General features: G+C 69.3%; 26 protein-coding genes and 2 riboswitches. Of the genes, 11 read left to right on the top strand and 15 right to left on the bottom strand.

Annotated elements, in window-relative coordinates:
- Positions 1–27: 27 nt before the first annotated feature.
- From LWW96_RS18635 to LWW96_RS18620, 4 genes are all read right to left on the bottom strand, one after another.
- Complete coding sequence (locus LWW96_RS18635; RefSeq protein WP_291489360.1) at positions 28–621, bottom strand: MarC family protein; 594 nt, start codon at positions 619–621, stop codon at positions 28–30.
- The gene (locus LWW96_RS18630; protein WP_291489359.1) at positions 618–1,031 is read right to left on the bottom strand and encodes a VOC family protein; all 414 of its coding nucleotides are present in this window, start codon (positions 1,029–1,031) and stop codon (positions 618–620) included. Before LWW96_RS18630 ends, LWW96_RS18635 begins: the two co-directional genes overlap by 4 nt.
- Positions 1,032–1,145: 114 nt before the next feature.
- On the bottom strand, positions 1,146–1,517 hold the full coding sequence (locus tag LWW96_RS18625) for a TraR/DksA family transcriptional regulator (RefSeq protein ID WP_291489358.1): 372 nt from the start codon (positions 1,515–1,517) through the stop codon (positions 1,146–1,148).
- 110 nt (positions 1,518–1,627) lie between these two features.
- Positions 1,628–2,275, bottom strand: a complete 648-nt coding sequence (locus tag LWW96_RS18620) for a glutathione S-transferase (RefSeq protein ID WP_291489357.1) — start codon at positions 2,273–2,275, stop codon at positions 1,628–1,630.
- Positions 2,276–2,428: 153 nt separating this feature from the next.
- On the opposite strand from LWW96_RS18620, the gene LWW96_RS18615 reads away from it, so the two are divergent.
- The 4 genes from LWW96_RS18615 (at position 2,429) to LWW96_RS18600 (ending at position 5,980) form a co-directional block, all read left to right on the top strand.
- Positions 2,429–2,800 (top strand): DUF2946 domain-containing protein, encoded by a 372-nt coding sequence (locus tag LWW96_RS18615; RefSeq protein WP_291489356.1) that lies wholly within the window; start codon positions 2,429–2,431, stop codon positions 2,798–2,800.
- A 256-nt stretch (positions 2,801–3,056) separates the two neighbouring features.
- A complete protein-coding gene (locus LWW96_RS18610; RefSeq protein WP_291489355.1) occupies positions 3,057–3,563 on the top strand; it encodes a copper chaperone PCu(A)C in 507 nt (168 codons plus the stop codon).
- A 115-nt stretch (positions 3,564–3,678) separates the two neighbouring features.
- Positions 3,679–4,566 carry a PhaM family polyhydroxyalkanoate granule multifunctional regulatory protein gene (locus LWW96_RS18605; protein ID WP_291489354.1) on the top strand — a complete coding sequence of 296 codons (888 nt, stop codon included), beginning with the start codon at positions 3,679–3,681 and terminating at the stop codon, positions 4,564–4,566.
- A gap of 64 nt (positions 4,567–4,630) precedes the next feature.
- Positions 4,631–5,980, top strand: a complete 1,350-nt coding sequence (locus LWW96_RS18600) for an FIST N-terminal domain-containing protein (RefSeq protein WP_291489353.1) — start codon at positions 4,631–4,633, stop codon at positions 5,978–5,980.
- 76 nt (positions 5,981–6,056) lie between these two features.
- On the opposite strand, the gene LWW96_RS18595 is transcribed toward LWW96_RS18600, so the two are convergent.
- Together LWW96_RS18595 and LWW96_RS18590 are read right to left on the bottom strand one after the other, a co-directional pair.
- Positions 6,057–7,382, bottom strand: a complete 1,326-nt coding sequence (locus tag LWW96_RS18595; protein ID WP_291489352.1) for a hemolysin family protein — start codon at positions 7,380–7,382, stop codon at positions 6,057–6,059.
- A gap of 102 nt (positions 7,383–7,484) precedes the next feature.
- Entirely contained in the window at positions 7,485–8,663 is a 1,179-nt protein-coding gene (locus LWW96_RS18590; RefSeq protein ID WP_291489351.1) for a rhodanese-like domain-containing protein, read from the bottom strand.
- 262 nt (positions 8,664–8,925) lie between these two features.
- On the opposite strand from LWW96_RS18590, the gene LWW96_RS18585 reads away from it, so the two are divergent.
- The gene (locus LWW96_RS18585; RefSeq protein ID WP_291489350.1) at positions 8,926–10,131 is read left to right on the top strand and encodes a sulfite oxidase; all 1,206 of its coding nucleotides are present in this window, start codon (positions 8,926–8,928) and stop codon (positions 10,129–10,131) included.
- On the top strand, positions 10,128–10,460 hold the full coding sequence (locus tag LWW96_RS18580) for a c-type cytochrome (RefSeq protein WP_291489349.1): 333 nt from the start codon (positions 10,128–10,130) through the stop codon (positions 10,458–10,460). Before LWW96_RS18585 ends, LWW96_RS18580 begins: the two co-directional genes overlap by 4 nt.
- A gap of 93 nt (positions 10,461–10,553) precedes the next feature.
- On the opposite strand, the gene LWW96_RS18575 is transcribed toward LWW96_RS18580, so the two are convergent.
- Complete coding sequence (locus tag LWW96_RS18575) at positions 10,554–11,873, bottom strand: D-amino acid dehydrogenase (RefSeq protein ID WP_291489348.1); 1,320 nt, start codon at positions 11,871–11,873, stop codon at positions 10,554–10,556.
- Between the two features lie 95 nt (positions 11,874–11,968).
- A riboswitch (glycine riboswitch) is annotated at positions 11,969–12,084 on the bottom strand.
- Positions 12,085–12,174: riboswitch (glycine riboswitch) on the bottom strand.
- Between the two features lie 147 nt (positions 12,175–12,321).
- Here LWW96_RS18575 and LWW96_RS18570 point away from each other — a divergent pair.
- Entirely contained in the window at positions 12,322–13,107 is a 786-nt protein-coding gene (locus tag LWW96_RS18570) for a fumarylacetoacetate hydrolase family protein (protein WP_291489347.1), read from the top strand.
- Positions 13,108–13,137: 30 nt separating this feature from the next.
- On the opposite strand, the gene LWW96_RS18565 is transcribed toward LWW96_RS18570, so the two are convergent.
- The 6 genes from LWW96_RS18565 to LWW96_RS18540 all read right to left on the bottom strand — a co-directional run bounded on the left by LWW96_RS18565 (position 13,138) and on the right by LWW96_RS18540 (position 17,852).
- Entirely contained in the window at positions 13,138–13,602 is a 465-nt protein-coding gene (locus LWW96_RS18565; protein ID WP_291489346.1) for a YXWGXW repeat-containing protein, read from the bottom strand.
- A gap of 214 nt (positions 13,603–13,816) precedes the next feature.
- Positions 13,817–14,197, bottom strand: coding sequence for a hypothetical protein (locus LWW96_RS18560; protein WP_291489345.1), 381 nt, complete (start codon positions 14,195–14,197; stop codon positions 13,817–13,819).
- The gene (locus LWW96_RS18555; protein ID WP_291489344.1) at positions 14,194–15,531 is read right to left on the bottom strand and encodes an AarF/ABC1/UbiB kinase family protein; all 1,338 of its coding nucleotides are present in this window, start codon (positions 15,529–15,531) and stop codon (positions 14,194–14,196) included. The genes LWW96_RS18560 and LWW96_RS18555 overlap by 4 nt, the downstream gene beginning before the upstream one ends.
- Positions 15,524–16,093 carry a DUF2867 domain-containing protein gene (locus LWW96_RS18550; RefSeq protein WP_291489343.1) on the bottom strand — a complete coding sequence of 190 codons (570 nt, stop codon included), beginning with the start codon at positions 16,091–16,093 and terminating at the stop codon, positions 15,524–15,526. The genes LWW96_RS18555 and LWW96_RS18550 overlap by 8 nt, the downstream gene beginning before the upstream one ends.
- Positions 16,090–16,923, bottom strand: coding sequence for a TetR/AcrR family transcriptional regulator (locus LWW96_RS18545; protein WP_291489342.1), 834 nt, complete (start codon positions 16,921–16,923; stop codon positions 16,090–16,092). The genes LWW96_RS18550 and LWW96_RS18545 overlap by 4 nt, the downstream gene beginning before the upstream one ends.
- Positions 16,924–17,120: 197 nt before the next feature.
- Positions 17,121–17,852, bottom strand: a complete 732-nt coding sequence (locus LWW96_RS18540) for a helix-turn-helix transcriptional regulator (RefSeq protein ID WP_291489341.1) — start codon at positions 17,850–17,852, stop codon at positions 17,121–17,123.
- Positions 17,853–17,974: 122 nt separating this feature from the next.
- Here LWW96_RS18540 and LWW96_RS18535 point away from each other — a divergent pair, with 122 nt between their 5' ends.
- From LWW96_RS18535 to LWW96_RS18525, 3 genes are read left to right on the top strand one after another with little or no spacing between them, the layout of a single operon-like run.
- Positions 17,975–18,832: a hypothetical protein gene (locus LWW96_RS18535; RefSeq protein WP_291489340.1), complete on the top strand. Its 858-nt coding sequence runs from the start codon at positions 17,975–17,977 to the stop codon at positions 18,830–18,832.
- 44 nt (positions 18,833–18,876) lie between these two features.
- Complete coding sequence (locus tag LWW96_RS18530) at positions 18,877–20,814, top strand: MFS transporter (RefSeq protein ID WP_291489339.1); 1,938 nt, start codon at positions 18,877–18,879, stop codon at positions 20,812–20,814.
- Positions 20,814–21,347, top strand: coding sequence for a hypothetical protein (locus LWW96_RS18525; RefSeq protein WP_291489338.1), 534 nt, complete (start codon positions 20,814–20,816; stop codon positions 21,345–21,347). The genes LWW96_RS18530 and LWW96_RS18525 overlap by 1 nt, the downstream gene beginning before the upstream one ends.
- A 22-nt stretch (positions 21,348–21,369) precedes the next feature.
- Here LWW96_RS18525 and LWW96_RS18520 read toward each other — a convergent pair whose 3' ends face one another.
- Together LWW96_RS18520 and LWW96_RS18515 are read right to left on the bottom strand one after the other, a co-directional pair.
- On the bottom strand, positions 21,370–22,368 hold the full coding sequence (locus LWW96_RS18520) for a tripartite tricarboxylate transporter substrate binding protein (RefSeq protein WP_291489337.1): 999 nt from the start codon (positions 22,366–22,368) through the stop codon (positions 21,370–21,372).
- 112 nt (positions 22,369–22,480) lie between these two features.
- Positions 22,481–23,497 carry a 1-aminocyclopropane-1-carboxylate deaminase gene (locus LWW96_RS18515; RefSeq protein WP_291489336.1) on the bottom strand — a complete coding sequence of 339 codons (1,017 nt, stop codon included), beginning with the start codon at positions 23,495–23,497 and terminating at the stop codon, positions 22,481–22,483.
- A 160-nt stretch (positions 23,498–23,657) separates the two neighbouring features.
- Here LWW96_RS18515 and LWW96_RS18510 point away from each other — a divergent pair, with 160 nt between their 5' ends.
- A complete protein-coding gene (locus LWW96_RS18510; RefSeq protein WP_291489335.1) occupies positions 23,658–24,173 on the top strand; it encodes an Lrp/AsnC family transcriptional regulator in 516 nt (171 codons plus the stop codon).
- Positions 24,174–24,176: the final 3 nt, after the last annotated feature.

Below are 24,176 nucleotides of genomic sequence, written 5' to 3'. Positions count from 1 at the left end.
GGCCGGCCACGCCGGGTGGGCGTACCGCTACAGTTGGTGGGCCAGTTGCTTGATGCCGCGGATCAGCATCTCCACCGCAATGGCCACCAGGATCAGCCCCATCAGGCGCTCGAACGCCATGACCACGCGCTCGCCGACGAGCCGCTGGATGCGCTCGGCCAGCAGGAGGACCACGGCGCACACCGCCATGGTGACGCACAGCGCACCCACCCATTCCAGGCGCCGTTCGGGGGCCTGCGCCACCAGCAGCATCACGGTGGCCAGGGCCGAGGGGCCCGCCAGGGCGGGGATGGCCAGCGGCACGATCAGCGGTTCGCCCGGTGGGTCCGTCTCGGGGCCGGCCGCGGTGGGAAAGATCATCCGCAGCGCGATCAGGAACAGCACCACGGCACCTGCGATCTGCAGCGAAAGGTCGCTCAGGTTCATCACCCGCAGGAACTGGGCGCCAAAGAACAGGAACGCCAGCAGCAGTGCAAAGGCGATGAGCACCTCGCGCACGATGACGCGCGCCCGCCGCTCAGGCGCCACGCCGCGCAAGGCGTTGGCAAAAATGGGGATGTTGCCCAGCGGATCGGTGATCAGCAGCAGCAGGATCGTGGCCGAGGCAAAGGTGTAGCTCATCGGGCGTAGACCGTGTCCAGCGAGCGGAAGCCCTTGATTTCCAGCGGGTTGCCGCTCGGGTCGCGGAAGAACATCGTCCACTGCTCCCCGGGTTGCCCTGCGAACCGCACCTGCGGCTCCATGACAAACGCGGTGCCCGCGGCCTGCAGCCGGGCCGCCAGGGCCTGCCAGTCCGGCAGCTCCAGAATGACACCCAGGTGCGGCATCGGGACCAGGTGGTCGCCTACGCGGCCGGTCAGGGTGGTTTCAAACGGTCGGCCCAGGTGCAGGGAGATCTGGTGGCCGAAAAAATCGAAATCCACCCAGGTGTCGGTACTGCGGCCTTCTCGGCACCCGAGCACGCCGCCATAGAAGCGCCGGGCGGCGTCCAGGTCGGTCACATGAAAGGCCAGGTGAAAAAGGCTGCGCATAGGCTGTCAAGGATAGCAGCCGCCCAGGGCGCCAAGGCTCTACGGCCAGCCGGCACAGCCCGGTGCTCCCCGCCCTGCGTCGCATTGGCGCAAGGGCGAGGGTGTGCGGAGGGCTCAAGCGGGGCGGTGGTGCTGCTCGGCCTGTTGCTGGCAGGCCAGGCAGCGCGCGGCTTCCGGGGTGGCCTGCAGCCGCGCACGGGCGATGTCTGCGCCGCAGTCGGTGCACTCGCCGTACGTGCCGGCCTCGATGCGCTCCAGGGCCGCCACGATGGCGGCCAGGTGGGCCGTTTCGTGCTCGTCGATGGCGAACTCCAGCTCCCGTTCGGTGGCCTGCTGCGCCCGGGGATCCTCGGAGGGCGCGAAATGGTTGGCGGCCGCCTCGGCGCGCCCGACGGCGCCGCCCCGCTGTTCGGCCAACTGCGCCAGCAGCGCGGCGCGCTGCGCGAGGAGTTGCTGGCGGAACGGGGCGGCTTGGGTGGAATCCATGCGTGTCTCCAAAGGTGCAATAGCCCTATGGTGCGCCCGTGGGTGCCGGTGGGCGTTGACGGAAGTCAAGCCTTCCTGCCGCCGCAGGCCCATGACTCCGCGGGGGCGACTCAATGCTTGGGCGGGCGGGACAGCATTTCGGCGGTGTTGGTCTTGCGGTCGGCGTTGACACGCTGCACGTGGGGGCGCTCTCCCATGCGGGCCAAATAGTCGCGCACCGGCAGGTCGGCCAGGAAGTCGCGTCCGTAGACGATCTTGGTGGCCGAGCTGACCAGCGGCAGGTGCACGATGGCGGCGCAGTCGGCCAGGGTGAAGCTGTCGCCGGCCACAAAGGGGCTGAACCGGGCCAGCTGGGCAAAGGCCGCGATGTTCTTTTCGAGCTGCCGGCCGATCTTCTCGCGGGCGGATTCGCTCACGCTGCCGCCGAAGAAGGCCTGGGGATAGAGATTGCGGGCGACCAGCTCCAGGTGCAGCTCCAGAAAAGTGATCAGCTCGCGGACCTTGGCGGCGGCAAAGGGGTCGGCGGGCACCAGCGGCTGCGCGGGGTAGGCGGCCTCCAGGTAGTCGGCCATCACGCCCGATTCGCACAACGGCCCCTGCGGCGTGCGCAGGTAGGGCACCTTGCCCAAGGGGCTGGCCGAGCGATCGGTCTCGCCGACCCAGGCCAGCTCTTCGGTAAAAGGCACGCCCTTCTCGAGCAGGGCGAGCTTGACCTTGTTGTAGTAGTTGCTGGCTGAAAATCCGCAAAGCGTCAGCATGGTGTCTCCTGAAGGCTCTTGGTTGAGAGGGTGAGGGGAAGGGCGCCATCGTAGGCCGCAGGCACCGCACCGGGCGTCGCGCACATGACCTGCGTCATGGAAGGGCGGGGCCGGGGACGCCTTGGTGAAAGCCGCCCCTACAATCGAATTTCCATGGCCGCCCCCCTAGCGCACACCCTTCGCAGCTGCCGCTGGCTTACCCGGCTGGTGCTCGCGTGGTTTGTGCTGACGCTCGGCGTGGCCACGGCATCACCGATGGTCCGCCCGCAGGCCCTGGAGCTGGTCTGCTCCGGCGCGGGGGCTTTCAAGCTGGTGGTGAAGGCGGGCGACGGCGCCCAGCAGGTGCCGGGCCATACGCTGGACTGTCCGCTGTGCGCATCCCTCGGCGCGCCGCCGCCCGCTGCCCGGCCGCAGGAGCCGGGGGCGGGGCCGGTTGCGCGCGCTGTGCGACCGCTTCCTGACTCCCCCCTGGCGGTCCGCGCTGCTGCGCCGCTGCCGCCTCGCGGCCCGCCGCAGCTGGTCTGAGGCGCCCTTCCTGATGGCGGCCGGCGCTGCGGGAAGTCCGCCGGCGGCTTTGGAGACCGCTGGCGAGCCCTGCGCGGTCCATGCCATCCTCCTGAGCGCCCGAGGCGGAAAAAACCGCCTTCCCTGGCTTTGCAGAATGCTATAAAAAATATAGCTGCTTGCGCTTTGTGCATAAGCGTCAGGGCCGAATATGACCCTATAAAACGCTTTGTTCCCGATCTTGCGACATCCCTCCCTGACCCAAGGATTCTTCACCATGAAAAAACTGATCCACTCCGCCGCCCTTGCTGGCGCCTTTGTGACGGCGTTGGCGACCCTGCCCGGTCATGCCCAAACCACCGCCCCGGTCACCGTCGACGGCGCCTGGGCGCGCGCCAGCGTGCAGGGCCAGAAGGCCACCGGCGCCTTCATGCGCCTGACCGCCAAGGACGGGGCGCGCCTGGTGCGTGCCGAATCGCCCGCGGCCGGCGTGACCGAAGTGCATGAAATGAAAATGGAAGGCGACGTGATGAAGATGCGCGCCGTGCCGTCGCTGGAGCTGCCCGCCGGGAAGACGGTGGAGCTCAAGCCCGGCGGCTACCACGTCATGCTGCTGGACCTCAAGGCCCCGCTGGCCAGCGGCACCACCGTGCCGGTGACGCTGGTGTTCCAGGACGCCAAGGGCAGCGAAAGCAGCCTGAGCCTGACGGTGCCCGTGGCGGCCACGCCCCCGGCGGGCGCGCCTGCAGCCGGCGGCATGATGATGAACGGCCACAAGCACTGAAAGGCCCCGCGCAAGGGGCGGCACGCCGCCCGTGTGCAGGGGTGATGCCACCTGCCGCGGCCGTGCAGGTTGGAGTAAGCTGTGCCCCCACCACAGACCACCTCCTGGAGCGGCCATGAGTGACAACACATCCAGCGCCTTCGGTTTCGGCAAGTTCGTCCCCGGGTTCGATTTTCTGCAAAACCTGGCCAAGGGGGCGACCAGCAGCATCCCGCAGTTGCCCCATCTCTCCAACTGGGTGGCGCCGACGATCAACGTCGAAGAGCTGGAAAAACGCATCGAGGAACTCAAGGCCGTGCAGTTCTGGCTGGAGCAGAACTCGCGGGCGCTGGCCGCCACCATCCAGGCGCTGGAAGTGCAGAAGATGACGCTGGCCACGCTCAAGGGCATGAACTTCAGCATGGGCGACGTGGCCAACGCCTTCAAGCTCAAGACGGCCGATACCGTGATGAGCGGTGTACAGAAGGCCGCCGACACGGTCAGCGGCGCCGCCGACGCCGTGGCCGGGGCGGCAGCACGCGCCGCTGCACGCGCGACCGCGACCTCGCAAGAGGCCGGCGACGAGCCTGCGGACGCCGAGGCGGCCGCGCCGTCCGCAGCCCCGAAAGCCCCGGGAAAATCGCGCAGGGGCAAGGCCGCCGAGACGGCCGCCGCCCCCGTGGTGGACCCGATGCAATGGTGGGGCGCGCTGACCAGCCAGTTCCAGCAGATTGCCGCCAATGCCATGAAGGACGCGGCAAAGCAGACGGCCATCGAGACCACCAAGAACATGGCCACCGGCTTCGCCAAGGAGGCGCTCAAGACCGCCTCCGGCATGGCCAGCCAGTTTGCGGCCAAGAGCACGCAGGCCGCCGGTGCGGCCAAGAAGGCCGCCCCTGCCGGCCGGGCCGCCACGGCCAAGCGCACCGCGCCACGCAAGGCCTCGGGCGCCAAGCCGGCCCGCGGCGCTGCTGCCAAGAAATCCACCACCACGCGCAGCACGGCGCGTAAGCGCGCCGGCTGAAGCCGCCTGCGGCTGGCGCCCCCCGGGCGCTGCCCGCCAGCCAGCCTGACCTCGGGAGACCCGGATGAAACTCTTTCCTACGGGCCACGCCACGCACCCGCAATGGCGCATGGCCGCCGCGCTGGTGCTGGCGCAGCTGCGTGCGCAGATGGCCTTGCCCGGCTACGCCGCGGCGCCTACGCTGGGCCTGGTGTACATCACCGACCACTACGCCGGCGACGCCCGCGAACTGCTCGACTACCTCAGCAGCGAGCTGCCCGAGGTGACCGACTGGAGCGGGACCGTGGGCGTGGGCGTGTCGGCCTGCAACGCGGAATACTTTGACGAGCCCGCCCTGTCGGTGATGCTGCTGGACGTGCCGGCCGACCAGTACCGCGTGTTCTCAGGGGTCGCCCCGCTGCCCGCGCACCCGCCCCACCGGGATCCCGGCGCCTTCACCGCCCACACGGCGCTGGTGCATGCCGACGGAACCACACCGGATCTGGCCGGCCTGCTCACGGAAATGGCGGCGCGCACCGAAACGGGGTACCTGTTTGGCGGCGTCAGCGCCAGCCGGGGCGCCAGCGTGCAGTTTGCAGTGGGCGGAAACGGCAACATCGCCGGGCAGGGTGCGGCCAGCGGTGTCTTCGGAGGCGGCCTGTCGGGCGTGGCGTTCGGGGCCGGCGTGTCGCTGCTGTCCCGGGTCACGCAGGGCTGCCAGCCGGTGGGGCCGCTGCACACCATCACCCAGGCGCAGGACAACCTGGTGCTGGAGCTGGACGACGAGCCGGCGCTGGACGTGCTGCTGGACACACTGCAGGTGACGCTGGAGGGCGATCCCCAGCCGGCCCTGCGCATGGTCCGCGCCACGCTGGCCGGTCTGGTGGACGCGGGCGCGCAGCCCCAGGGCCAGCGCCGCACCGGCCATTTCGGTGCCGACACGCGCGTGCGGCACATCATCGGGCTGGACGGCGCGCGGCGCGGCGTGGCGCTCGCCGAGCCGGTGGAAGCCGGCATGCACCTCGCGTTCTGCCAGCGCAACGTGGCGGCGGCGCGGGCCGACCTGATGCGCATCTGCGCCGAGATCCGGGAAGAGCTGGCGCCGGAGGAGCCTGAAGCAGCGCCCCTGGCGTCCGCGGCGCTGGGCGGTGGAGCCGCACAGCGTGCCGCGCTGGCCCGTGCGCCACAGCACGCGCCGGGTGAACGCCCTACGGCGCGGCAGATCTGCGGTGCGGTGTACGTGAGCTGTTCAGGCCGCGGCGGCCCGCACTTTGGCGGGCCCAGCGCCGAGCTGCAGATCGTGCGCCACGCGCTGGGTGAGGTCCCCCTGGTGGGGTTCTTTGCCGGCGGCGAGATTGCGCACCACCACCTGTACGGCTACACCGGCGTGCTCACGGTGTTTGTGGATGCGGCGCCGGACCCGGCAGGCCGCTGAGGACTGGAACGCCTGAAGCCGGGCGCGCTGGCAGGGCGTCAGCGGTGGCCGATCAAGAGGCGGGTCAAGGGGCGGGTCAAGGGGCCGATGCGTCGCCTTGGGCCTGCGCCTTCTCCGCCTCGGTCAGCGGGGTGGCCAGGATCTTGTCGATGGTCTTGCCGTCCATGTCCACCACTTCCAGCTTCCAGTCTTCCCACTGCACGGTGTCGGTCACCTTGGGCAGGCGGCCGGTCAGCAGCATGATCATGCCGCTCAGGGTGTGGTAGCGGCCGCGCTCCTCTTCGGGCACGGAGTCCAGGTCCAGCCGGTCCTTCAGCTCGGGCACGGGAATGTGGCCGTCCAGCAGCCAGCTGCCGTCTTCGCGCTGCAAGGCCCACGAGGTCTCGGGGTCGCGGGGCTGGAATTCGCCCGTGATCGCCTCGATCAGGTCCTGCAGCGTCACGATGCCCTGCACTTCGCCGTACTCGTCGATGACAAAGGCCATGTGCACGTCCGACAGGCGGAAGTTGTCCAGCAGTTCCATGCCGGTGATCGTCTCGGGCACGTACAGCGCTGTCTGCAGCGGCTGGTCCGCCAGCTTGCGGGCGTCGTCGCGAAGGGCGCGCGAAAGCCATTGGCGCGCGTTGACCACCCCCAGGATGTTGTCCATGCCGCCGCGCACCACGGGGAAGCGCGCATGGTCGGACTCTTCAATGCAGCGCAAGTGCTCCTCGAACGGCGCCTCCACGTCCAGGCACACCACGTCACTGCGCGGCACCATCAGCGAGCCGATCTGGCGGTCGTCCAGGCGGAACACGTTGCGCACCATGGTGTGCTCGTGCGATTCGATCACGCCGGCCGTGGTGCCTTCCACCAGCATGGCGTGGATTTCCTCCTCCGTCACCGGGCTGCCGCTGGTTTCCCGGACCCCCAGCAGGCGCAGCAGCGTGCGCGTGGAGGTGGACAGCAGCAGCACGAACGGCTTGGTGGCCGCCGCCAGAAAGTTGATGGGCCGGGCCACCAGGCGTGCAAAGGTTTCCGGGTAGGACTGGCCGATGCGCTTGGGCACCAGCTCTCCCACCACGATGGAGAAATAGGTGATGACTACCACCACCAGCGCGGTGGCCGCGTAGCCGCCATACGGCTGCGGCACGCCCAGGCGCTCCAGCAGGCCGGCCAGCGGTGCGGCCAGCGCGGCTTCGCCGACGATACCGTTGAGCACGCCGATCGAGGTAATGCCGATCTGGATCGTGGACAGGAAGCGGGTGGGGTCCTCGCCGAGCTTCACGGCCGCGGCGGCGCTGCTATCGCCCTCATCAATCAGCTTTTGCAGCCGCGCCTTGCGTGCCGTGACCAGGGCAATCTCGGACATGGCGAACAGGCCGTTGAGCAGGATGAGAGCGAACAGTAATGCGATTTCCATACAAAGGGCGCCGAACGTGCCCTTGGGTGTTGAGAAGGCGCTGATTGTAGGGAACTGGGGCCAGGAGCGCGGTGCCCCGCGGCAAACGAGGCTATGGCGAGGTCAGCCGCCTTCGGTGGGCAGCCCCTGCGCGTCCCATTCCGGCAAGCCCCCGCGCAGCCAGTGCACCGAGGTGAAGCCGCGCGATGCCGCGACCTTGGCGGCCTTGTAGGACTTCCAGCACTCGGCCCCGTTGCAGGCAAAGATCACGGGCTTGGCCTTGTCGAGCTGGGTGAGCTTGTCCAGCGACTGGAAGTCATCCTGCGCCGCGTTGAAGGCCACGTCCTTGAGGCTCTTTTCCACGTACGCTGCCAGCACGGCGCCGCGGATGCGTTTGGCCTTGTATTCCTTTTCGGTGCGGGTATCCACCAGCACTGCGCCGCGCGCCAGCAGGTCCTGCGCTTCCTTGGCGCTCACGCGGTTCACCCCGGGCAGGCTGACGGGCGTGAACAGGCCCAGTTCGGCCACGCGCCGGTATTCGCCCGGGTCCGGCCGCACCGCCACCGCCGCCAGCCCGGCACCCGAGGACGCCGTGCCGAACCACTGGGCCAGCTTGCCGCGGGTGTCGGCGGGAAGGTCTTTCCTGACCACGACCGAGAAGCCCCCCGGCACGGGTTGCGAGGTGGCGAGCACATGGGCCGCCTTGGGATGGGCTGCTGACCATTCGGCCCATTCGTCCTCGCGCACCACGGTGGCGTCGGCGGTGCTCAGCGTCAGGGCCGTGAGCCCGGCCTGCGGGAATTTCTCGTACTGCACGCTGCGCAGGCTTTGCAAGGAGAGTCCGGCCTCGTTGAGCAGTCCGCGTGCCATGTACGTGTAGACGGAATCCTGCTGCGGCAGGTACAGCCTGCGCCCCTGCATGGCGGCCACCGATTCCACTTGCGGCACGGCCACCAGCAGGTACCGGTCCGATTTCTGGGTCGCGCCCACGAGTTCGTAGCCCCGCTGCAGCGCGGAAGCCGCGACCTGGGCCGGGCCGATGAACACGTCGAAGCCCGCGCTGCGGGTGGCGCGCATCACGTCGGCCAGGTCCTCGCTGGCGGTGACGGTGACCGGCTGGCCCGCTGCGCGGGACAGCCCGGATTCCGCCGCGCTGCGCACGATGGTGTGCGCCGCCTTCTTCGCGGTGGGCTCCACCGCCACCACCACCGTGAGCTGGGCCTGGGCGCTGCATGCCGCCCCCGCGAGCAGCACAGCCGCCGCCCACATCCGGGTACCGAGAGGTCTGCCATGGCCAGTCATAAAGTCTCCTGTGATGGGCCGGGATACTGCCAAAGGCTGTTTATCCGTGCACGAATGTTTCAGGCCGTTTGTTTTTATTACATCTACTCACATGCGCCGCCGGCACGAAAACAGACCCTTCGCCCACAGAATGCAACTCCCCTGCGGAGCTGCAATGCCAGAGAGAGGAGGGGCCTGCCCGGTGCCCACCGGCCGTGGCGGGAGCGCCGGGTGTTGCTGGTTGCGTGGTTCTTTTGATCCCCATTTTTCGGAGACCGAACCCATGAGAGATTCCATGACCCTTGCACGCCGGCACCTGCTGGCCGGAAGTGCCGCCGCGTTGAGCGCCGCAGGCCTGGCGAGCTGGGCCGGGCGCGCCGCTGCGCAGACCGCGGCGCCCAAGCCGCTGCCGGCCTATGCTGGCTGGAAGTCGCAAGACGCCCTGATCCTGCACAGCTCCAGCACGCTGGAGACGCGGCGCTCGGCGTTTGGCACCAGCGTGATCACCCCGTCCAGCCAGCTGTACGTGCGCAACAACCTGCCGGCGCCCGACGCCGCCATCTTGCAGGACCGGGACGCCTGGACCGTCTCCGTCGAAGGCGTGCGGAATCCCCGCAGCCTGACGCTGGCCGAACTCAAGACGCTGGGGGTGGATACCGTGGCCACGGTGCTGCAATGCTCGGGCAACGGCCGCGGCTTCTTCCCCAGCAAGCCCAGCGGCACGCCCTGGACGGTGGGGGCTGCGGGCTGCGTGGTGTGGAGCGGCGTGCCGCTGCGCAGCGTGGTGGCCGCGCTGGGCGGGCTGGCGGAAGGCGCGGCCTACCTGACCGGAACCGGCGGCGAAAAGCTGCCCGAGGGGGTGGACCCGCTTTCGGTGCTGGTGGAGCGCTCGGTGCCGGTCAAGGCGGCAGACGATGCACTGCTGGCCTGGGAGATGAACGGCGAGCCGTTGCCGCTGGCGCACGGCGGCCCGCTGCGCCTGGTGGTGCCCGGCTACCAGGGCGTGAACAACATCAAGTACGTCAAGCGCGTGGCCTTCACCGCCGCACAGTCGCAGGCGCGCATCATGTCGCACGGCTATCGCATGTCGCCGCCCGGCACCAAGGCCAGCCCCGACCAGCCGTCGGTGTGGGAGATGGGCGTGAAATCCTGGATCAACGGCCCGCTGCCCGACAAGGGGCCGCTCAAGCCGGGCATGGTGCAGGTGCATGGCGTGGCTTTTGGCGGCACACGCGGCGTCAAGGGCGTGGAGGTGTCCGTGGACGGCGGCAAGACCTGGCAGGCGGCGCCGTTGATCGGCCCGGACCTGGGCCCCTTCGCCTGGCGCCAGTTTGCCGTGCCGGTGCGCCTGGAGGCGGGCACGCACGTGCTGGCCAGCCGCGCCACCGACACCGCGGGCAACGTCCAGGCCGAGCAGCGCGAGGAAAACCTGGGCGGCTACAACAACGCCAGCTGGCGCGACCACGCCGTCACGCTCACGGTGGGATGACGGGGGCCCGTTTGCGCCCGGCGCTGTGCAGCGCGCTGCTGCTGGGGGCGGGGGCGGCCACCGCCGCCGACCCCGCGGAACTGGCGCGCGGCAAGGAGCTGTTCACCACCCTGCAGCCCGCCTGCGCCACCTGCCACACGCTGCAGGCCGCGGGCGCCGAAGGCCAGGTGGGTCCGGTGCTGGACGAGCTCAAGCCCGACGCCGCGCGCGTGCTGCGCGCGCTGAAGGCGGGCATCGGTGTGATGCCCTCGTATGCGGAGCGCCTGAGCGAGGCGGACATGCAGGCCGTGGCGCGCTTTGTGGCGAACGCCACGGGCGCGGCCGAGTAGCGTCGCCCCGGCGCTCCGCGCTGTGGCCGGGCATTGCGCGTGAGGTGGGCGCCTGCCAGCGGGCAGGCCGGCAGCTCAAGCCGCTCAGGCCGCTCAGGCCGCCGTGCGCGACGGCAGCAGGCCCGCGCCGGGGCGCCGCCCTTGCACGCCCTGGAAGGCAAAGTCCACCTCCGGCACCCGGCCGCTCACGATGTCGGCCAGGGCCTGGCCCGAGCCGCAAGCGTGCGTCCAGCCCAGCGTGCCGTGGCCGGTGTTGAGGTACAGGTTGCCCAGGCGCGTGGCGCCGATCAGCGGCACGTTGCTGGGCGTGGCAGGGCGCAGGCCCGTCCAGAACTGCGCCCGCGCGGTGTCTCCCGCGCCTGGGAAAAGCTGCTCCACGCGGCGCACGATGGCCTCGCAGCGCACGGGGTTCAGGTGCCGGTCGTAGCCGTTCAGCTCCGCCGTGCCGGCGATGCGCAGGCGGTCACCGCCGCGTTCGCTGGTGTAGCGCGAGAACACGAGCTTGAACTCGTCGTCCGTCAGGCTCACCTGGTGCGCCAAGCGCGCGTCCTTGACGGGCATGGTCACCGAATAGCCCTTGGCCGGGTAGATGGGCAGTTTCACGCCCAGCGGCTTGGCCAGCAGCGGGCTGAACGAGCCCAGCGCCAGCACGAAGGCATCGCCGTGCACGCGCTCGAAGCGGCCTTCGGGGCAGGTCACCTCCACATGGTCGACGCGGCCTGCCACCTCGCGCAGCGCGGTGATGTGGTGGCCCAGGCGGAATTGCACGCCTGCCGCTTCGCACAGCTGGGCCAGCTCGCGCGTGAACTGGTTGGCGTCGCCGGATTCATCTTCGGCTGTGTAGGTGGCGCCGGCCAGCTGCGGCCGGATGTGGGCCAGGGCGGGCTCGATGCGCACGGCCTCGTCGGCGCTGATGACCTGGCGCTCGCACCCCAGCGCGCGCATCTGCTCGGCCGGGGCGAGGGCGCCGTCGAACTCCCTGGCATTGGTATAGAAGTGCAGGATGCCCTGCGTGCGCTGGTCGTACTGGATGCCGGTGGCCGCGCGCAGCTGCTGCAGCACGCTGCGGCTGTAGGTGCCCAGGTTGACGATCTGCTCGATGTTGTAGCGGGTGCGCGCCGGCGTGCAGTTGCGCAGGAAGGACAAGCCCCACAGCCACTGCCGCAGGTCCGCGCGCAGGCGGAACAGCAGCGGCGCATCTTCCTGGCCCAGCCACTGCAGCACCTTGAGCGGTGCACTCGGGTTGGCCCAGGGCTCGGCGTGGCTCACCGATATCTGTCCCCCGTTGGCAAAGCTGGTCTCGGCGCCGGGGGCGGCCTGGCGGTCGATGACGGTCACCTCGTGGCCGCGCTGTGCAAGGAAATACGCCGAAGTCACGCCGAGCAAGCCGGCACCCAAAACGATCACGCGCATGATTTTCAAAGCCTTTCTGGGCTCTGGCGCTTGATGGATATGCGCAAGCAGCTATCAATTTGATAGCAATGCAGCTGGCGCGCGTCCGCCAAGCTGCCGCTCCCCCTGTCCTTGGTACCTGAGAGATTCACCGCTCACCCACCCGGGCTGCGGCTTGCTCCTTCGGTGCGCCGCGCCCGGCGGGCGGTGGCGTCTCTCCAGACGGCTTTGTGAAAAAGATGCAGTACGGAACCTGAGCGTGCATGGGAGTTTGCGCCTTCGGTGACGCGGACGGTGCCGCGTGCTCTCCTGCGAGGCCGATTCTAGGAGGCGCTGCGGAGCCGGCAGGCATCTCGCCGCGCTAATGGGTGGCAATCGTTGCTGATGCGGGCGGTGCCGGGTCGCCATAATCCGTCGCACCTTTCCCTTCGCCCCAACGGCCTGCGCCTCGTATTCCTGGATCCCTTCCATGCCCGACACCGCTTTTGATGCCTTTGCCGCTGCCGCCGTCCTGACCATGGCGCGCCAGGGGCGCATGGCCCGGCCCCTGGACTTGCCCGCGGGGCTGCGGCCGCGCGATGCCGCCCAGGCCTATGCGGTGCAGGACGCCGTGGTGCGCGAGCGGGGCGAGGTGGCCGGCTGGAAGGTCGGGGCCGCAAGCCCCGTGGCCCCACCCGCGCGTGCGGCGCTCACCCGCGATTCCGTGTGGGTGGGCGAGGGAGAGCCGCCGGCCGTCCGGCTAGCGGCCGCGGACTTTGCGGTGGTCGGCGTGGAGGCGGAGCTGGTCTATGAACTGGGCGCCGACCTGCCTCCCCGGGACACGCCGTACCGCCCGGAAGAGGTGCTGGCCGCCGTGGTATCGGTGCGCGCAGCCATCGAGGTGTGCGACACCCGGTTTGCCGCCTGGGCGCAACAAGGCGAGTGGAGCCGGCTGGCCGACCAGGCCTGCCATGGCGCCCTGGTGGTGGGCTGCGGGTCGGCCGACGTGGCGGGAGTGCGGCCGTTGCAACAGCCGGTCTGCCTGTGGGTGAATGGCGAAGCGGCGGTGCGCCACGCCGCCGGCAGCAACCCTGCGGGCGACCCCTTGCGGTTGCTGGTGTGGCTGGCCAACAGCGGCGCTGCCAGCCTGGGCGGGTTGCGTGCAGGCCAGTGGGTGACCACCGGCTCGTGCACGGGGACGGTGCTGGTGGCGCCCGGCGCGCAGGTGGTCGCGGACTTTGCGGGGCTCGGGTCCGCCGTGCTGCGCGTGGACTGAGGCGCCCACGCGCCGGCTACGGTGCAGGCCTCAACGGCGATACGGGTTGTCGGGGTTGCGGTCGTAGCGGTTAGGGACGCCGTCGCGGTCGCGGTCGTGCGGCCGCTGGTAGCGATCCGGGACGCCGTTGCCATCCCGGTCCCACCCGCCGGGTCGCATCTCCCAGCGCCCACCGTGCTCCACCCAGCGGGGCTCGCGGTAGTAGTAGCCCGGACGGGCCTTCACCCAGTAGCCCTGCAGCCACACGTAGCGGTGGCCGCGCCATTCCCAGTGGCCAGGCACCCACGCCATGCCGCGGCGCGGATGGGGAACGACTTCGTGGCGGGGCGGGGGCGGCGGCCCGTACTGGACGACGACGGGTGCGGCGGGACGGTATTGCGGGGGCGGACCCGACTGGATCACGACGGCGGCGCTGGTCTGGGCCTGCGCCACGGTGGCGGTGCCCAGCGCGGACAGCAGGGCGACGGAAACAGCGGCGATTGCATTGCGGTGCATGGTGGTCTCCTTGGCGCCTCTTCAACGTTCTCACAAGGGTTCTGGAGACGTGTCCGAGGCGTCTGACAAGTGATTCCTTGCGGAACCGGAGCCTTCATGGTGCGTGCGGGTTGTCAAGCCGGTGTAGGCGTTTGGCGAAGACTTGTGACGTAGTGTTTCCCGACCGGGCGTGAGGCCGCGATTCCGTGAAATTTTTCACGCCGGCGCCACCGGGTCAGCGCCACCAGACGAGGGCGGCCACCGTGAGCAGCGCCACCCAGGCAGGATGCCGGCCGTCCGTCGCAAAGAACACCAGCAGGCCGCTGGCGAGCGTGGCGGCGCCCGCCACGTCGGCCACCCAGGCGCCCAGGTCGGGGTCCGCCGGCACGGTGCCCAGGCGCCACAGCAGCGCGCTCAGGGCCCAGCCCAGCACGGTGACCAGGTGCCAGCAGCCCCACAGGATGCGCACCTGCCGTTCGCGCAGTACCGGCTGTCCCCCAGTGGACACCATGCCGCGCGTGCGCAGCGGGCGAAACACCCGCAGTTCGCCGAGCACCGAGTGGGCCGCCCCCACCACTGCGAGGCCTGCAGCCGCCAGGACCAGTGCGGTGTTCATGCCGGCGACTGCGGCCCGGGGCCGTGGACGTGGGGGTCGTGCGTGTCCACGCGCGCGCCCAGCAGGGTGAGCAGGTGCATGAGGCCCATCCACATGCGTTCGAACACGGGCATCTCCCGCGGCACCTGCACCAGATGCTCCCCCAGCACGCGCTGGTGCGCAGGCGGGGTGAGGGGCACGGGGGCCTTGGTGCTGAAGTCGAACACCGGCTGGGTGAACGGCTCCACCTGCCAGGCCTGCATTTCGGCCAGCACGGGGGCAATGTCGCGCGCGTAGGTCTGTGCCGTGAGGTCCGGACGGGCCAGCCCCAGGGCCTGGTAGGCCCGCAGCACCTGCGCATCGCGCTGTGCATCGCCGGCCGGCCGCAGCAGGGCCGACCAGGCGCTGGCCACGTGCTGGCGGAACGGCACGGACAACTCGCGGGTGCAGCCGAAGTCCAGCACCCCTACCGCGCCCTCCGGGGTGAACACGAAGTTGCCGGGGTGCGGGTCGGCATGCACTCTGCCGAGTACGAAGGTGCAGTGCAGGAACCAGTCCCACAGGCGCTGCCCGGCTTGGTCGCGCAGCGCCTGGCTGGGCTGCGTGGCCAGCCAGGCCTGCAGCGGCAGGCCGGGCAGGTACTGCTGCGTGAGCACCTGCGCCCGGGTGTGCGACAGCACGGGCTGTGCGATCACCACGCCAAGCTGTGCCGCGTGCTGCGCAAACCACTGCAGCTGCGCCGCCTCCTGCAGGTAGTCCACTTCGCGCAGCAAGGTGGCCTCGATCTCGTCCATCACTGCCTGCACCACAGGCGCTTCGGGCAAGGGCAGGTCGGTGTGGGACAGGGTGCGCAGCACGCCGCGCACCAGCTGCATGTCGCTGGCGATGGTGCCGGCGATGCCGGGGTACTGCACCTTCACGGCCACTGTGCCGTGGCCGGCCAGCCCGGCACGGTGGACCTGGCCCAGGCTGGCAGCGGCAAACGCGGTCGGCTCGAACGGGTCGAACAGCGCCTCGGGCTCCTGGCCGAAAGCTTGGCGGAACACGCGGCCCACCAGCGCGCGGTTCAGCGGCGGGGCCTGGTGGTGGGCGCGCGCCAGTTCGCGCCGCACCCCCTCGGGCAGCAGCTGCGGGTGCATGCTGAGCAGCTGCGACACCTTCAGCGCCGAGCCGCGCAACTGCCCCAGCGCGCCAAACAGGATGCGGCCCACGGCGGCCTCGTGCTCGGCCTGGGCTGCGGGCGTGCGGCGGCGGGTGCGGTGCCCCACCTCAGCCATGCCGATGCGTGCGGCGGCCAGGCCGGTGATGGCGCTGCGGGCCAGTTTGCCGGTGCGCGGGGCGCGGTCGCTAACCATGCTGTGCCAGGCGCCGCGCCGTATCGCGGGCGATGACGCGGTGGAAGGGCGTGATGACCGCCATGTAGGCATGGCCCAGCAGGTTGTGAATGTGCACCACGGTGCTGAGCACCACCGTGGGTGCGGCACCCGGGGCTGCTGCGCGCTTGCAGATGGAGACCTGCACGTCCAGGTGCCGATCGTCCTGGCCCATCACCACCTCCGTGTCGCTCAGGTGCCGGATGCGGAAGATGCCCACCCGGTCGCCCACCCGGTAGCTGCGTGCGTCGTTTAGCGCGCGGCCGCTGGCAGGCGGGTAGCCGTCGTGCAGCTGGCCCAGGTCCTTCAGGCCCACGAGCCGCACGGCCTTGTTGCGCACGGCCATGAGCGCGCGCGTCCACGCTGGGGTGCGCGCGGCCACGTCCAGCCACGCTTGCAGGGCCGGGCGCTCCGGGTGCCGGTCGGCCACCTCGTAGGCATCGAAGAAGTGCGCACCGGGCAGCGTGGCGTGGATGGCGGTGCCGGGCGGCACCTGCGTGGCGTGCACGGCGGGTGCAGGCTGTGGAGTCGCGGTCGTGGTCATGGGGTGCCCTTCTGTTTTTTGCCCGTGGGGGTGGCTGGCCGTGCTGCGCGGGGTTTGCGGGGCGGCGCTGGCGGCGTGCCTGCGCCAGGACGCTCGGGGGGCGGAGCGCTGCCCACCGTCTGCCGGGCCAGCTGCAGCAGCCCCAGCAGCCCGCTGCGGTGCTGGGCCAGGCGGGCCATCTGGCTGCGCAGCACAAACCCGCCCAGCTGCAGCACCCGGTTGACCAGGCCGCTGCGCAGCGTCTGCACCAGCACACCCAGCGACAGGTCCACCAGCTGCGTGGTGTCGGCAAACTCGTCGGAGGTGTCGCCCAGCCAGTAGGTGACCACGCCGGCGAGGTAGTCGGTGTACAGGCTGCCCGCCACGCCCTTGAAATCGCAGGGCTCGATCTCGCCGCTGGCCTCGGCGGCTTCCAGAAAGCCGGCCACCACCTCGCGCAGGCGCTGGCGCGCAGCCAGCGGCTCGGCCAGCATGGACAGGGGCGAGCGCTGGGCCAGCGTGCGCACCTGCGCCACGAATTCACGGTCGGCCAGCAGGTGCTCCAGCACCGCGTCCGTCAGGCGCTGCAGCTTTTCCTGCAGTTGGTAGCCGGCGAAGCCCGGCGTCTGCAGCGTGGCGTCCAGCGCCTGCTGCACCGCGTCGTCCAGGTAGCCCACCACGATGCGGTCCTTGGTGGGAAAGTACTTGTAGATCGTGGCGTCGCCAATGCCGGCCGCGCGCGCGATGTCCTTCATCGTCGTGCCGTCAAAGCCCTGGCGGGTCATCAGGTCCACCGCGCTGGCCAGGATCTGGCGGCGGGTGGCCTCTTGCTGCTGGCGCGTGGTTTTCATTTGCTATCTTTAAATGTGCCGAATTTGATATTTAAAGAATAGTTATTTTTGTTAGCGGCGTCAAACGGGCAGTGTAGGCCCACTGGAAATGGGGGCCAGCATGGCAGGTGGAACGCGGAAGAGTTTTTGGCCGCTAGAGCTTGTCTGTAAAGTGCAAGCAGCTATTGAAAAGATAGCAATTGGCGCGATGCCGCCGCTCAGCGCCGCATCAGCGCAAACGCCTCGAACTCCCAGCTGCGCATGGCCAGCAGCAGGGTGTAGCCCTCGCGCTCGCGGTCGGGCAGTTTCTGGTCGGCCAGGTGCTGCTGGGCAAAGTCCTGCGCTACGCGCTGCATGCGCTCCATGAAGGCGGGCGCCAGGCCGCGGCTGATGTTGCCGTGCACCAGCAGCACGCCCTCGCCGGGGCCGTCGAAGCCGCCGGCAAAGTAGTCCAGCAGCGCGTGGTCGCGGAAGTAGTTCATCACCGGTCCGTGCGGGCGCCAGCGGAAGGTCTTGGCCAGCTTGAGCCGGTAGCGGTTGAGCGGGCGCAGCTCGATGATGCCGATGCGGTCGAGCTGCGCGAGGTATTTGATGCCTTCCGCCTCGGTCAGCCGGTAGTAGCCGGTCACCTGCTCCAGCGTCCACTGGCTGAGCACACAGATGGCCATGAGCAGCAGCTTCTTGTCGGCCACCACGGCCTTTTCCTGCTCGTGGCTCAGTTCCTTGAGCAGCGGCTGGCTGTCGGCCACGCGGCGGGCCAGGTCGGCAAAGTCCAGTGCCAGCGCGCGACAGATGGCGTCGATGCGCGACAGCGGCATGTCGCCCTTGGCCAGCATGCGCTTGACGCTGGATTCGGCCATGCCCAGCGCCTGCGCCAGGTCGGCGTAGGTCATCTGGGCCGTTTTCAGTTCCTTTTTCAGGGCGGCAACGAGATCGGCGGTGGTGCTCATGGGTATCGATTATGGATACCGTAGGTGGCGTGGGTAGCCTTGTGAGCGACTTTTCAGGGGCTGCAGGGGGGGCCGTTTGCACACTGCGCGGCATCTTCTTCTTGTTGCCCACGGAGGCCGCCATGCACACTGTTGTCCGTCCACTGCCCCCCGCTGCGCGCCATGGCGCAGCCCTCCAGTGCTCCGAATGGGGCTTGCTGGCCGCCTTGGCGGTATTGCTCGCGTTGGCCGTGTGGGGGCCTGCGCTGGCACCCAGCCCGCACCAGCATGATTTTGCCGACCAGCGCACGTGGTGGGGCTTGCCCTGCGCGCTGGACGTGCTCAGTAACCTGCCGTTTGCCGTGGCGGGCGTCGCAGGCCTGGTGTGGTTGCGGCGCCTGGGTGCGTTGCGCCTGTGCCGGGCCACGCGCGCCACGGTGGGCCTGTTCTTTGGTGGGCTGCTGCTCACGGCGCTGGGCTCCACGGTGTACCACTGGCGGCCTTCGGACGCCGGCTTGCTGTGGGACCGCCTGGGCATGGCGGTAGCTTTCGCCGGCTTGCTGGGGTGGGCGGTGGTGGGGCGCATCAGCTCCCGGGCGGGTGTGGCGGTGGCGCTGGGCGTGCTGGTGGGTGGCCCGGCGGCTGTGGCGGTGTGGGCTCACACCGGCAATCTGCTGCCCTGGGCCGTGGTGCAGATGGGCGGCATGGCCGTGGTGCTGGTGCTGGCGTGGCAGCCGCACCGCCATGGCGCACTGGCCCTGCCGCTGGGCGCCGTGATCGCCTGGTACGCGGCCGCGAAGGTGCTGGAAGGGGCGGACCACGCGGTGTTCGAGGCCACGGGCCACTGGGTGTCCGGCCACACGCTCAAGCACTTGCTAGCCGCCGGTGCGGCCTGGCCCCTGCTGCGGGCCATGGCGCGTCTGCACCACAGCCGCTATACGGCCCGGCCCTGGGCGACCGCCCGCATGCAGAATGGCGGGCACCGTGCGGGGCGCACGTAATGCAGCACCCCCACCACACAACAAGACGTGAGGAGAAGTACTTCATGACCCCCCAACCCGGGCACTCCACCACCGAGCCATCGGCGCACGGCGAGCCCAACCAGTTCGCCCTGCTGCGCCAGCGCCGCTTCGCGCCGTTCTTCTGGACGCAGTTCTCGGGCGCGGCCAACGACAACCTGTTCAAGTTCGCCTTCACGGTGATGGTGACCTACCAGCTCAGCGTGGACTGGATGCCGCCCGCCATGGCGGGCCTGGTGATCGGCGCGCTGTTCATCCTGCCGTTCCTGCTGTTCTCGGCCACCTCGGGCCAGCTGACCGACAAGTACGACAAAACGAAGATGATCCGCTTCGTGAAGAACCTGGAGATCGCCATCATGCTGGTGGCGGCCTTTGGCTTTGTGCGGGGCAACGTGCCGGTGCTGCTGCTGTGCACCTTCCTCATGGGCGTGCATTCCACGCTGTTCGGGCCGGTGAAGTTCGCCTACATGCCCCAGGTGCTGAACGAGCGGGAGCTGACGGGCGGCAACGGCATGGTCGAGATGGGCACCTTCGTGGCCATCCTGCTGGGCAACGTGGCAGGGGGCCTGCTGGTGGCCCTGCCGGGCATCGGCCACACCACGGTGGCCATTGCCTGTGTGGCGGCGGCGCTGGTGGGGCGCGCGGTGGCGCAGTTCATCCCCTCCGCGCCGGCCACCGACCCGGGCCTGACCATCAACTGGAACCCGTTCTCGGAGACCTGGCGCAACCTCAAGCTCGCGCACGGCAACGTGGTGGTGTTCCGCTCGCTGCTGGGCATCAGCTGGATGTGGTTCTTCGGCGCCGTGTTCCTGAGCCAGTTTCCCAGCCTGGCCAAGAACGTGCTGCATGGCAATGAGCAGGTGGCCTCACTGCTGCTGGTGGTGTTCTCCATCGGCATCGGCATCGGCTCGCTGCTGTGCGAAGTGCTCTCGCGCCGCCACGTGGAGATCGGCCTGGTGCCGCTGGGCGCCATCGGCATGAGCGTGTTCTCCATCGACCTGTACTTCGCGTCGCGCGCGCTGCCGCCGTCGGAAGTCATGGGCCTGGCGGCCTTTCTGGCCCAGGGCGCGCACTGGCGCGTGATGCTGGACCTGGCCCTGCTCAGCCTATTTGCCGGCCTGTACAGCGTGCCCATGTACGCGCTGATCCAGATGCGCAGCCAGCCCACGCACCGCGCGCGCATCATCGCGGCCAACAACATCCTCAATGCGCTGTTCATGATCGCCAGTTCGCTCATCGCCGGCGCGCTGCTGGGGGCGGGCTTTACCGTGCCGCAGATCTTCTTGTTCACCGGCATCGCCAACGCGGTGGTGGCGGCCTACATCTTCCTGCTCGTGCCCGAATACCTGCTGCGCTTCGTGGCCTGGGTGTCGTCGCGCTTTGTGTACCGCTTCAAGGTACAAGGCGACGAGCACCTGCCCACGGCGGGCGCGGCCATTCTGGCGTGCAACCACGTGAGTTTTGTGGACGCGGTGCTGCTCATGGCCGCCAGCCCCCGGCCCATTTACTTCGTGATGGACCACCGCATCTTCCGCGTGCCGGTGCTGGGCTGGTTGTTCCGCCTGGCCAAGGCCATCCCGATCGCGCCTTACAAGGAAGACCCCGCCACCTACGAGGCGGCGTTCGACCGCGCGGCCCAGGTGCTGCGCGAGGGCGACCTGCTGGCCATCTTCCCCGAGGGCGGCATCACCCGCGACGGGCAGCTGCAGGAGTTCAAGGGCGGCATCATGAAGATCATCGAGCGCGCCCAGGCCGAAGGCGTCGAGGCGCCGGTGATCCCCATGGCGCTGACCAACCTGTGGGGCTCGTACTTCAGCCGCATCGAGCAGGGCGGCGCCATGGTGCGGCCCTTCCGGCGCGGCTTCTTCAACCGCGTGGGCCTCAATGTGGGCCGGCCGGTGGCGCCCGCCCAGGTGCAGCCGGCGCTGCTGCGCAGCCAGGTCGCGGACTTGCTGCAAGCATGATGGACCGCGACAACGCATCTGTCGCCGCGGCAGCACCCCACGGCGCAGTGACCGACCACATCATCTGCTTCCTGCGCGACATCGGCATTGCCGTCTGCGAGGCCGAGGTGCCTGAGGGCAGCTTCCTGCCCGGCATCCGCATCGAGCGTGGCGGCCTGCGCGTGGACCGTGCTCGCCTGCGCTGGCCCGGCGACCTGCTGCACGAGGCGGGCCACCTGGCGGTCGTGCCCGCGGCCCTGCGTTCGGACATGGACGATGACCTTGCCGAACTGCCGCCGGTGCCGCACGGCGGCGAGATCGAAGCCACGGCGTGGGCCTGGGCCGCGCTGCAACACCTGGGGTTGGAGTCCGCCGTGCTGTTCCATGACGGCGGCTACCACGGTCGCTCGGCCGGGCTGCGCACCACGTTCGAGTTGGGGGTGTACCTGGGAGCCTCCGGCCTGGCCGCTGCGGGGCTGACCCTGCTGCCGGCGCAGGGGGTGGCCGGTGGGCCGCCGGCCTATCCGCACATGCTGGCCTGGCTGCGGGGTTGATTCGCGCTGCGCCCTGCCGCGTTCACTCCGCGCGGATCTGCGCCCGCTGCGCGATCGCGCGCATGCGCGGCAGTTCGTCCTCAATCTGCGCCAGCACCGCGTCGCCGGGCGCATAAGCGGGCTCCAGACCGCTGGCCACCAGCTTGTTGCGGATGTCGGCGTCCGCCAGGGTGTCGGCCAGCGCCTTGTGCAGCTTGGCCTTGGCCTCCACGGGCAGTCCCCGCGGCGCCACCACGGCCAACCAGGAGTCGGCGGCAAAGCCCGCGAAGCCGCTTTCCGCCACCGTGGGGACGTCGGGCAGCTGCGTGGCGCGTGTGGCGCCGGTGACGGCAATCGCCTTGATCTTGCCCGCCTTGAGCTGCGGCAGCGCGGCGGCCACGGTGTCGATGGTGAACGGGATCTGCCCGCCCATCAGGTCCGCCATCGCTGGCGCGCTGCCCCGGTAGGGCACATGCATGAGCTTGATGCCCGCGGCCGACCAGGTCAGTTCCGCCGCGAAGTGCCCCGTGGTGCCGTTGCCGAAGGACCCGTACGAATACTTGTCGGGCGTGCGCTGTACGGCGGCGATCAGCTGCTGGAGGCTGCCCACCGGCACGTCGCGGTTCGCCAGCAGAATCAAGGGCACGCGGGCCACCCTGCCAATGGGTTCGTAGCTTTTGACGGGGTCGTAGGGCAGCTTGGCCTGCAGCGCCGGGTTCACGGTGAAGGTCGAGCCGGAACTGATCAGCAGCGTGTAGCCATCGGCGGGCGCGTTGGCCACGTAGCCTGCCCCCACCACCGTGCCGGCGCCGGCCTTGTTTTCAATCACCACGGGCTGGCCCAGCCGGTCGCCCAGCTTCTTGCTGATCAGCCGGCCCACGATGTCCACCGCCCCGCCGGGCGGGAAGGGCACAACGAGCTGCACCGGCTTGGCGGGAAAGCCCTCCGCACGCGCAGGCTGCGCCGTGCCGAAGGTCGATCCCACAAGGGCTGCGGCGCAGAGAACCAGGCTGCTGCGTCGGTCAAGCTTCAGGCACATCATGGGGCGCTCCTTGGATTCAGGCGCAGGAGGCGAAAGGTCCCTGCGAGGAATGGTCGCTTAGATCACCGACAGCGCGGCCAGCCGGGCCAGCCGCTGCTGTTCGTTCAGGGGCTCAGCCGTTGCGAAAAAGAAAGCTGTAGGCGTTGAGCGCCGGCACCCCTCCCAGGTGCGCATACAGCACGCGGGAGCCTTCGGGGAATTCGCCCTTGCGCACCCTGTCGATCATCCCGTGCATGGACTTGCCTTCGTACACCGGGTCGGTGAGCATGCCTTCCTGGCGCGCGCACAGGCGGATGGCTTCCAGCGTGCCTTCGTTGGGCAGGCCGTATTCGGGGCCGCCGTAACGCGTGTCCAGCACCACGTCCTCGGCGGTGATCTCCTGGCCCAGTTCCACCAGCTTGGCCGTGTTCTGGGCGATGCGCAGAATCTGCGCGTGCGTCTGCGCGGGCTTGGCCGAGGCGTCGATGCCGATCACCTTGCGCGCGCGGCCATCGGCCGCAAAACCCACCACCATGCCCGCCTGCGTGCTGCCCGTGACCGAGCACACGACGATGTAGTCAAACTGAAAGCCCAGCTCCTTCTCCTGCTGGCGCACTTCCTCGGCGAAACCCACGAAGCCCAGGCCGCCGTAGGGGTGCTCCGAGCAGCCTGCGGGAATCGGGAAGGGCTTGCCGCCGGCCTTCTTCACGTCCTCCATCGCCTGCTCCCAGCTGGGGCGGATGCCGATGTCAAAGCCCGCTGCGTCCAGGCGCACATCGGCGCCCATGATGCGGCTCATCTCGATGTTGCCCACGCGGTCGTACACCGCGTCGGAGTAGTTCACCCAGTTCTCCTGCACCAGCACGCACTTCATGCCCAGGTGGGCCGCCACGGCAGCCACCTGGCGCGTCTGGTTGGACTGGATGCCGCCAATCGACACCAGTGTGTCGTAGCCGCCTTTGATGGCCTCGGGGATCAGGTATTCGAGCTTGCGCGTCTTGTTGCCGCCGAAGGCCAGGCCCGAGTTGCAGTCCTCCCGCTTGGCATACAGGTGCACCTTGCCGCCCAGGTGGGCCGACAAGCGCTTGAGCGGGGTGATGGGCGAGGGGCCAAAGGTGAGCGGGTGGCGTTCAAATTTCTGCAGGTTCATGGCGGTTTTCCTCAAGCGGTGACGGAGCGCAGACGGGGCGTCTGCCATGCCTTCATCGTAGGAAAACGGGTGCGTCAGGTGGTTGCAAAGTTGGGTGAATTTTTGGCTTTTCAGTGTTGTGAAAGAGAATATTGCCTCACTGAATTTTTCAATTATTGAAATGAGCACAACAAAAGTTCGTCAGCAGAATGTGCCGCCGGTGGACCTGTCTGCCGAGCTGGACCGCACCGACCGGGCCATCCTGCGCCAGCTGCAGCGCGACGCGTCGCTGTCGAACGTAGCGCTGGCCGCCAAGGTGCACCTGAGCCCCCCCGCCTGCCTGCGCCGGGTGGAGCGCCTCAAGCGGCTGGGGCTGATCGACAAGGTGGTGGCGCTGCTGAGCCCACGCGCCGTGGGCGCGGGCATGCTGGTGATGATTGGCGTGGTGCTGGACCGCTCCACGCCCGAGTCGTTTGCCGAGTTCGAAAAGGCGGCGGCCAAGGTCTCCGGCTGCATGGAGTGCCATGTGGTCACCGGCGAGTTCGACTACTTCATGCTGGTGCGCACGCGCGACAACGACAGCTTCAACCGGCTGCACGCCGAGCAGCTGCTCTACCTGCCGGGGGTGCGGCAGGTGCGGTCGTTCATGGTGCTGCGCAATGTGTTGTCCACCACTGAGCTGCCGCTGGCGGTGTGACCC

Source organism: Acidovorax sp. (genome assembly GCF_021287135.1).
Lineage (GTDB): Bacteria > Pseudomonadota > Gammaproteobacteria > Burkholderiales > Burkholderiaceae_C > Acidovorax.
This window is presented reverse-complemented; position numbering and strand designations above follow the sequence as displayed.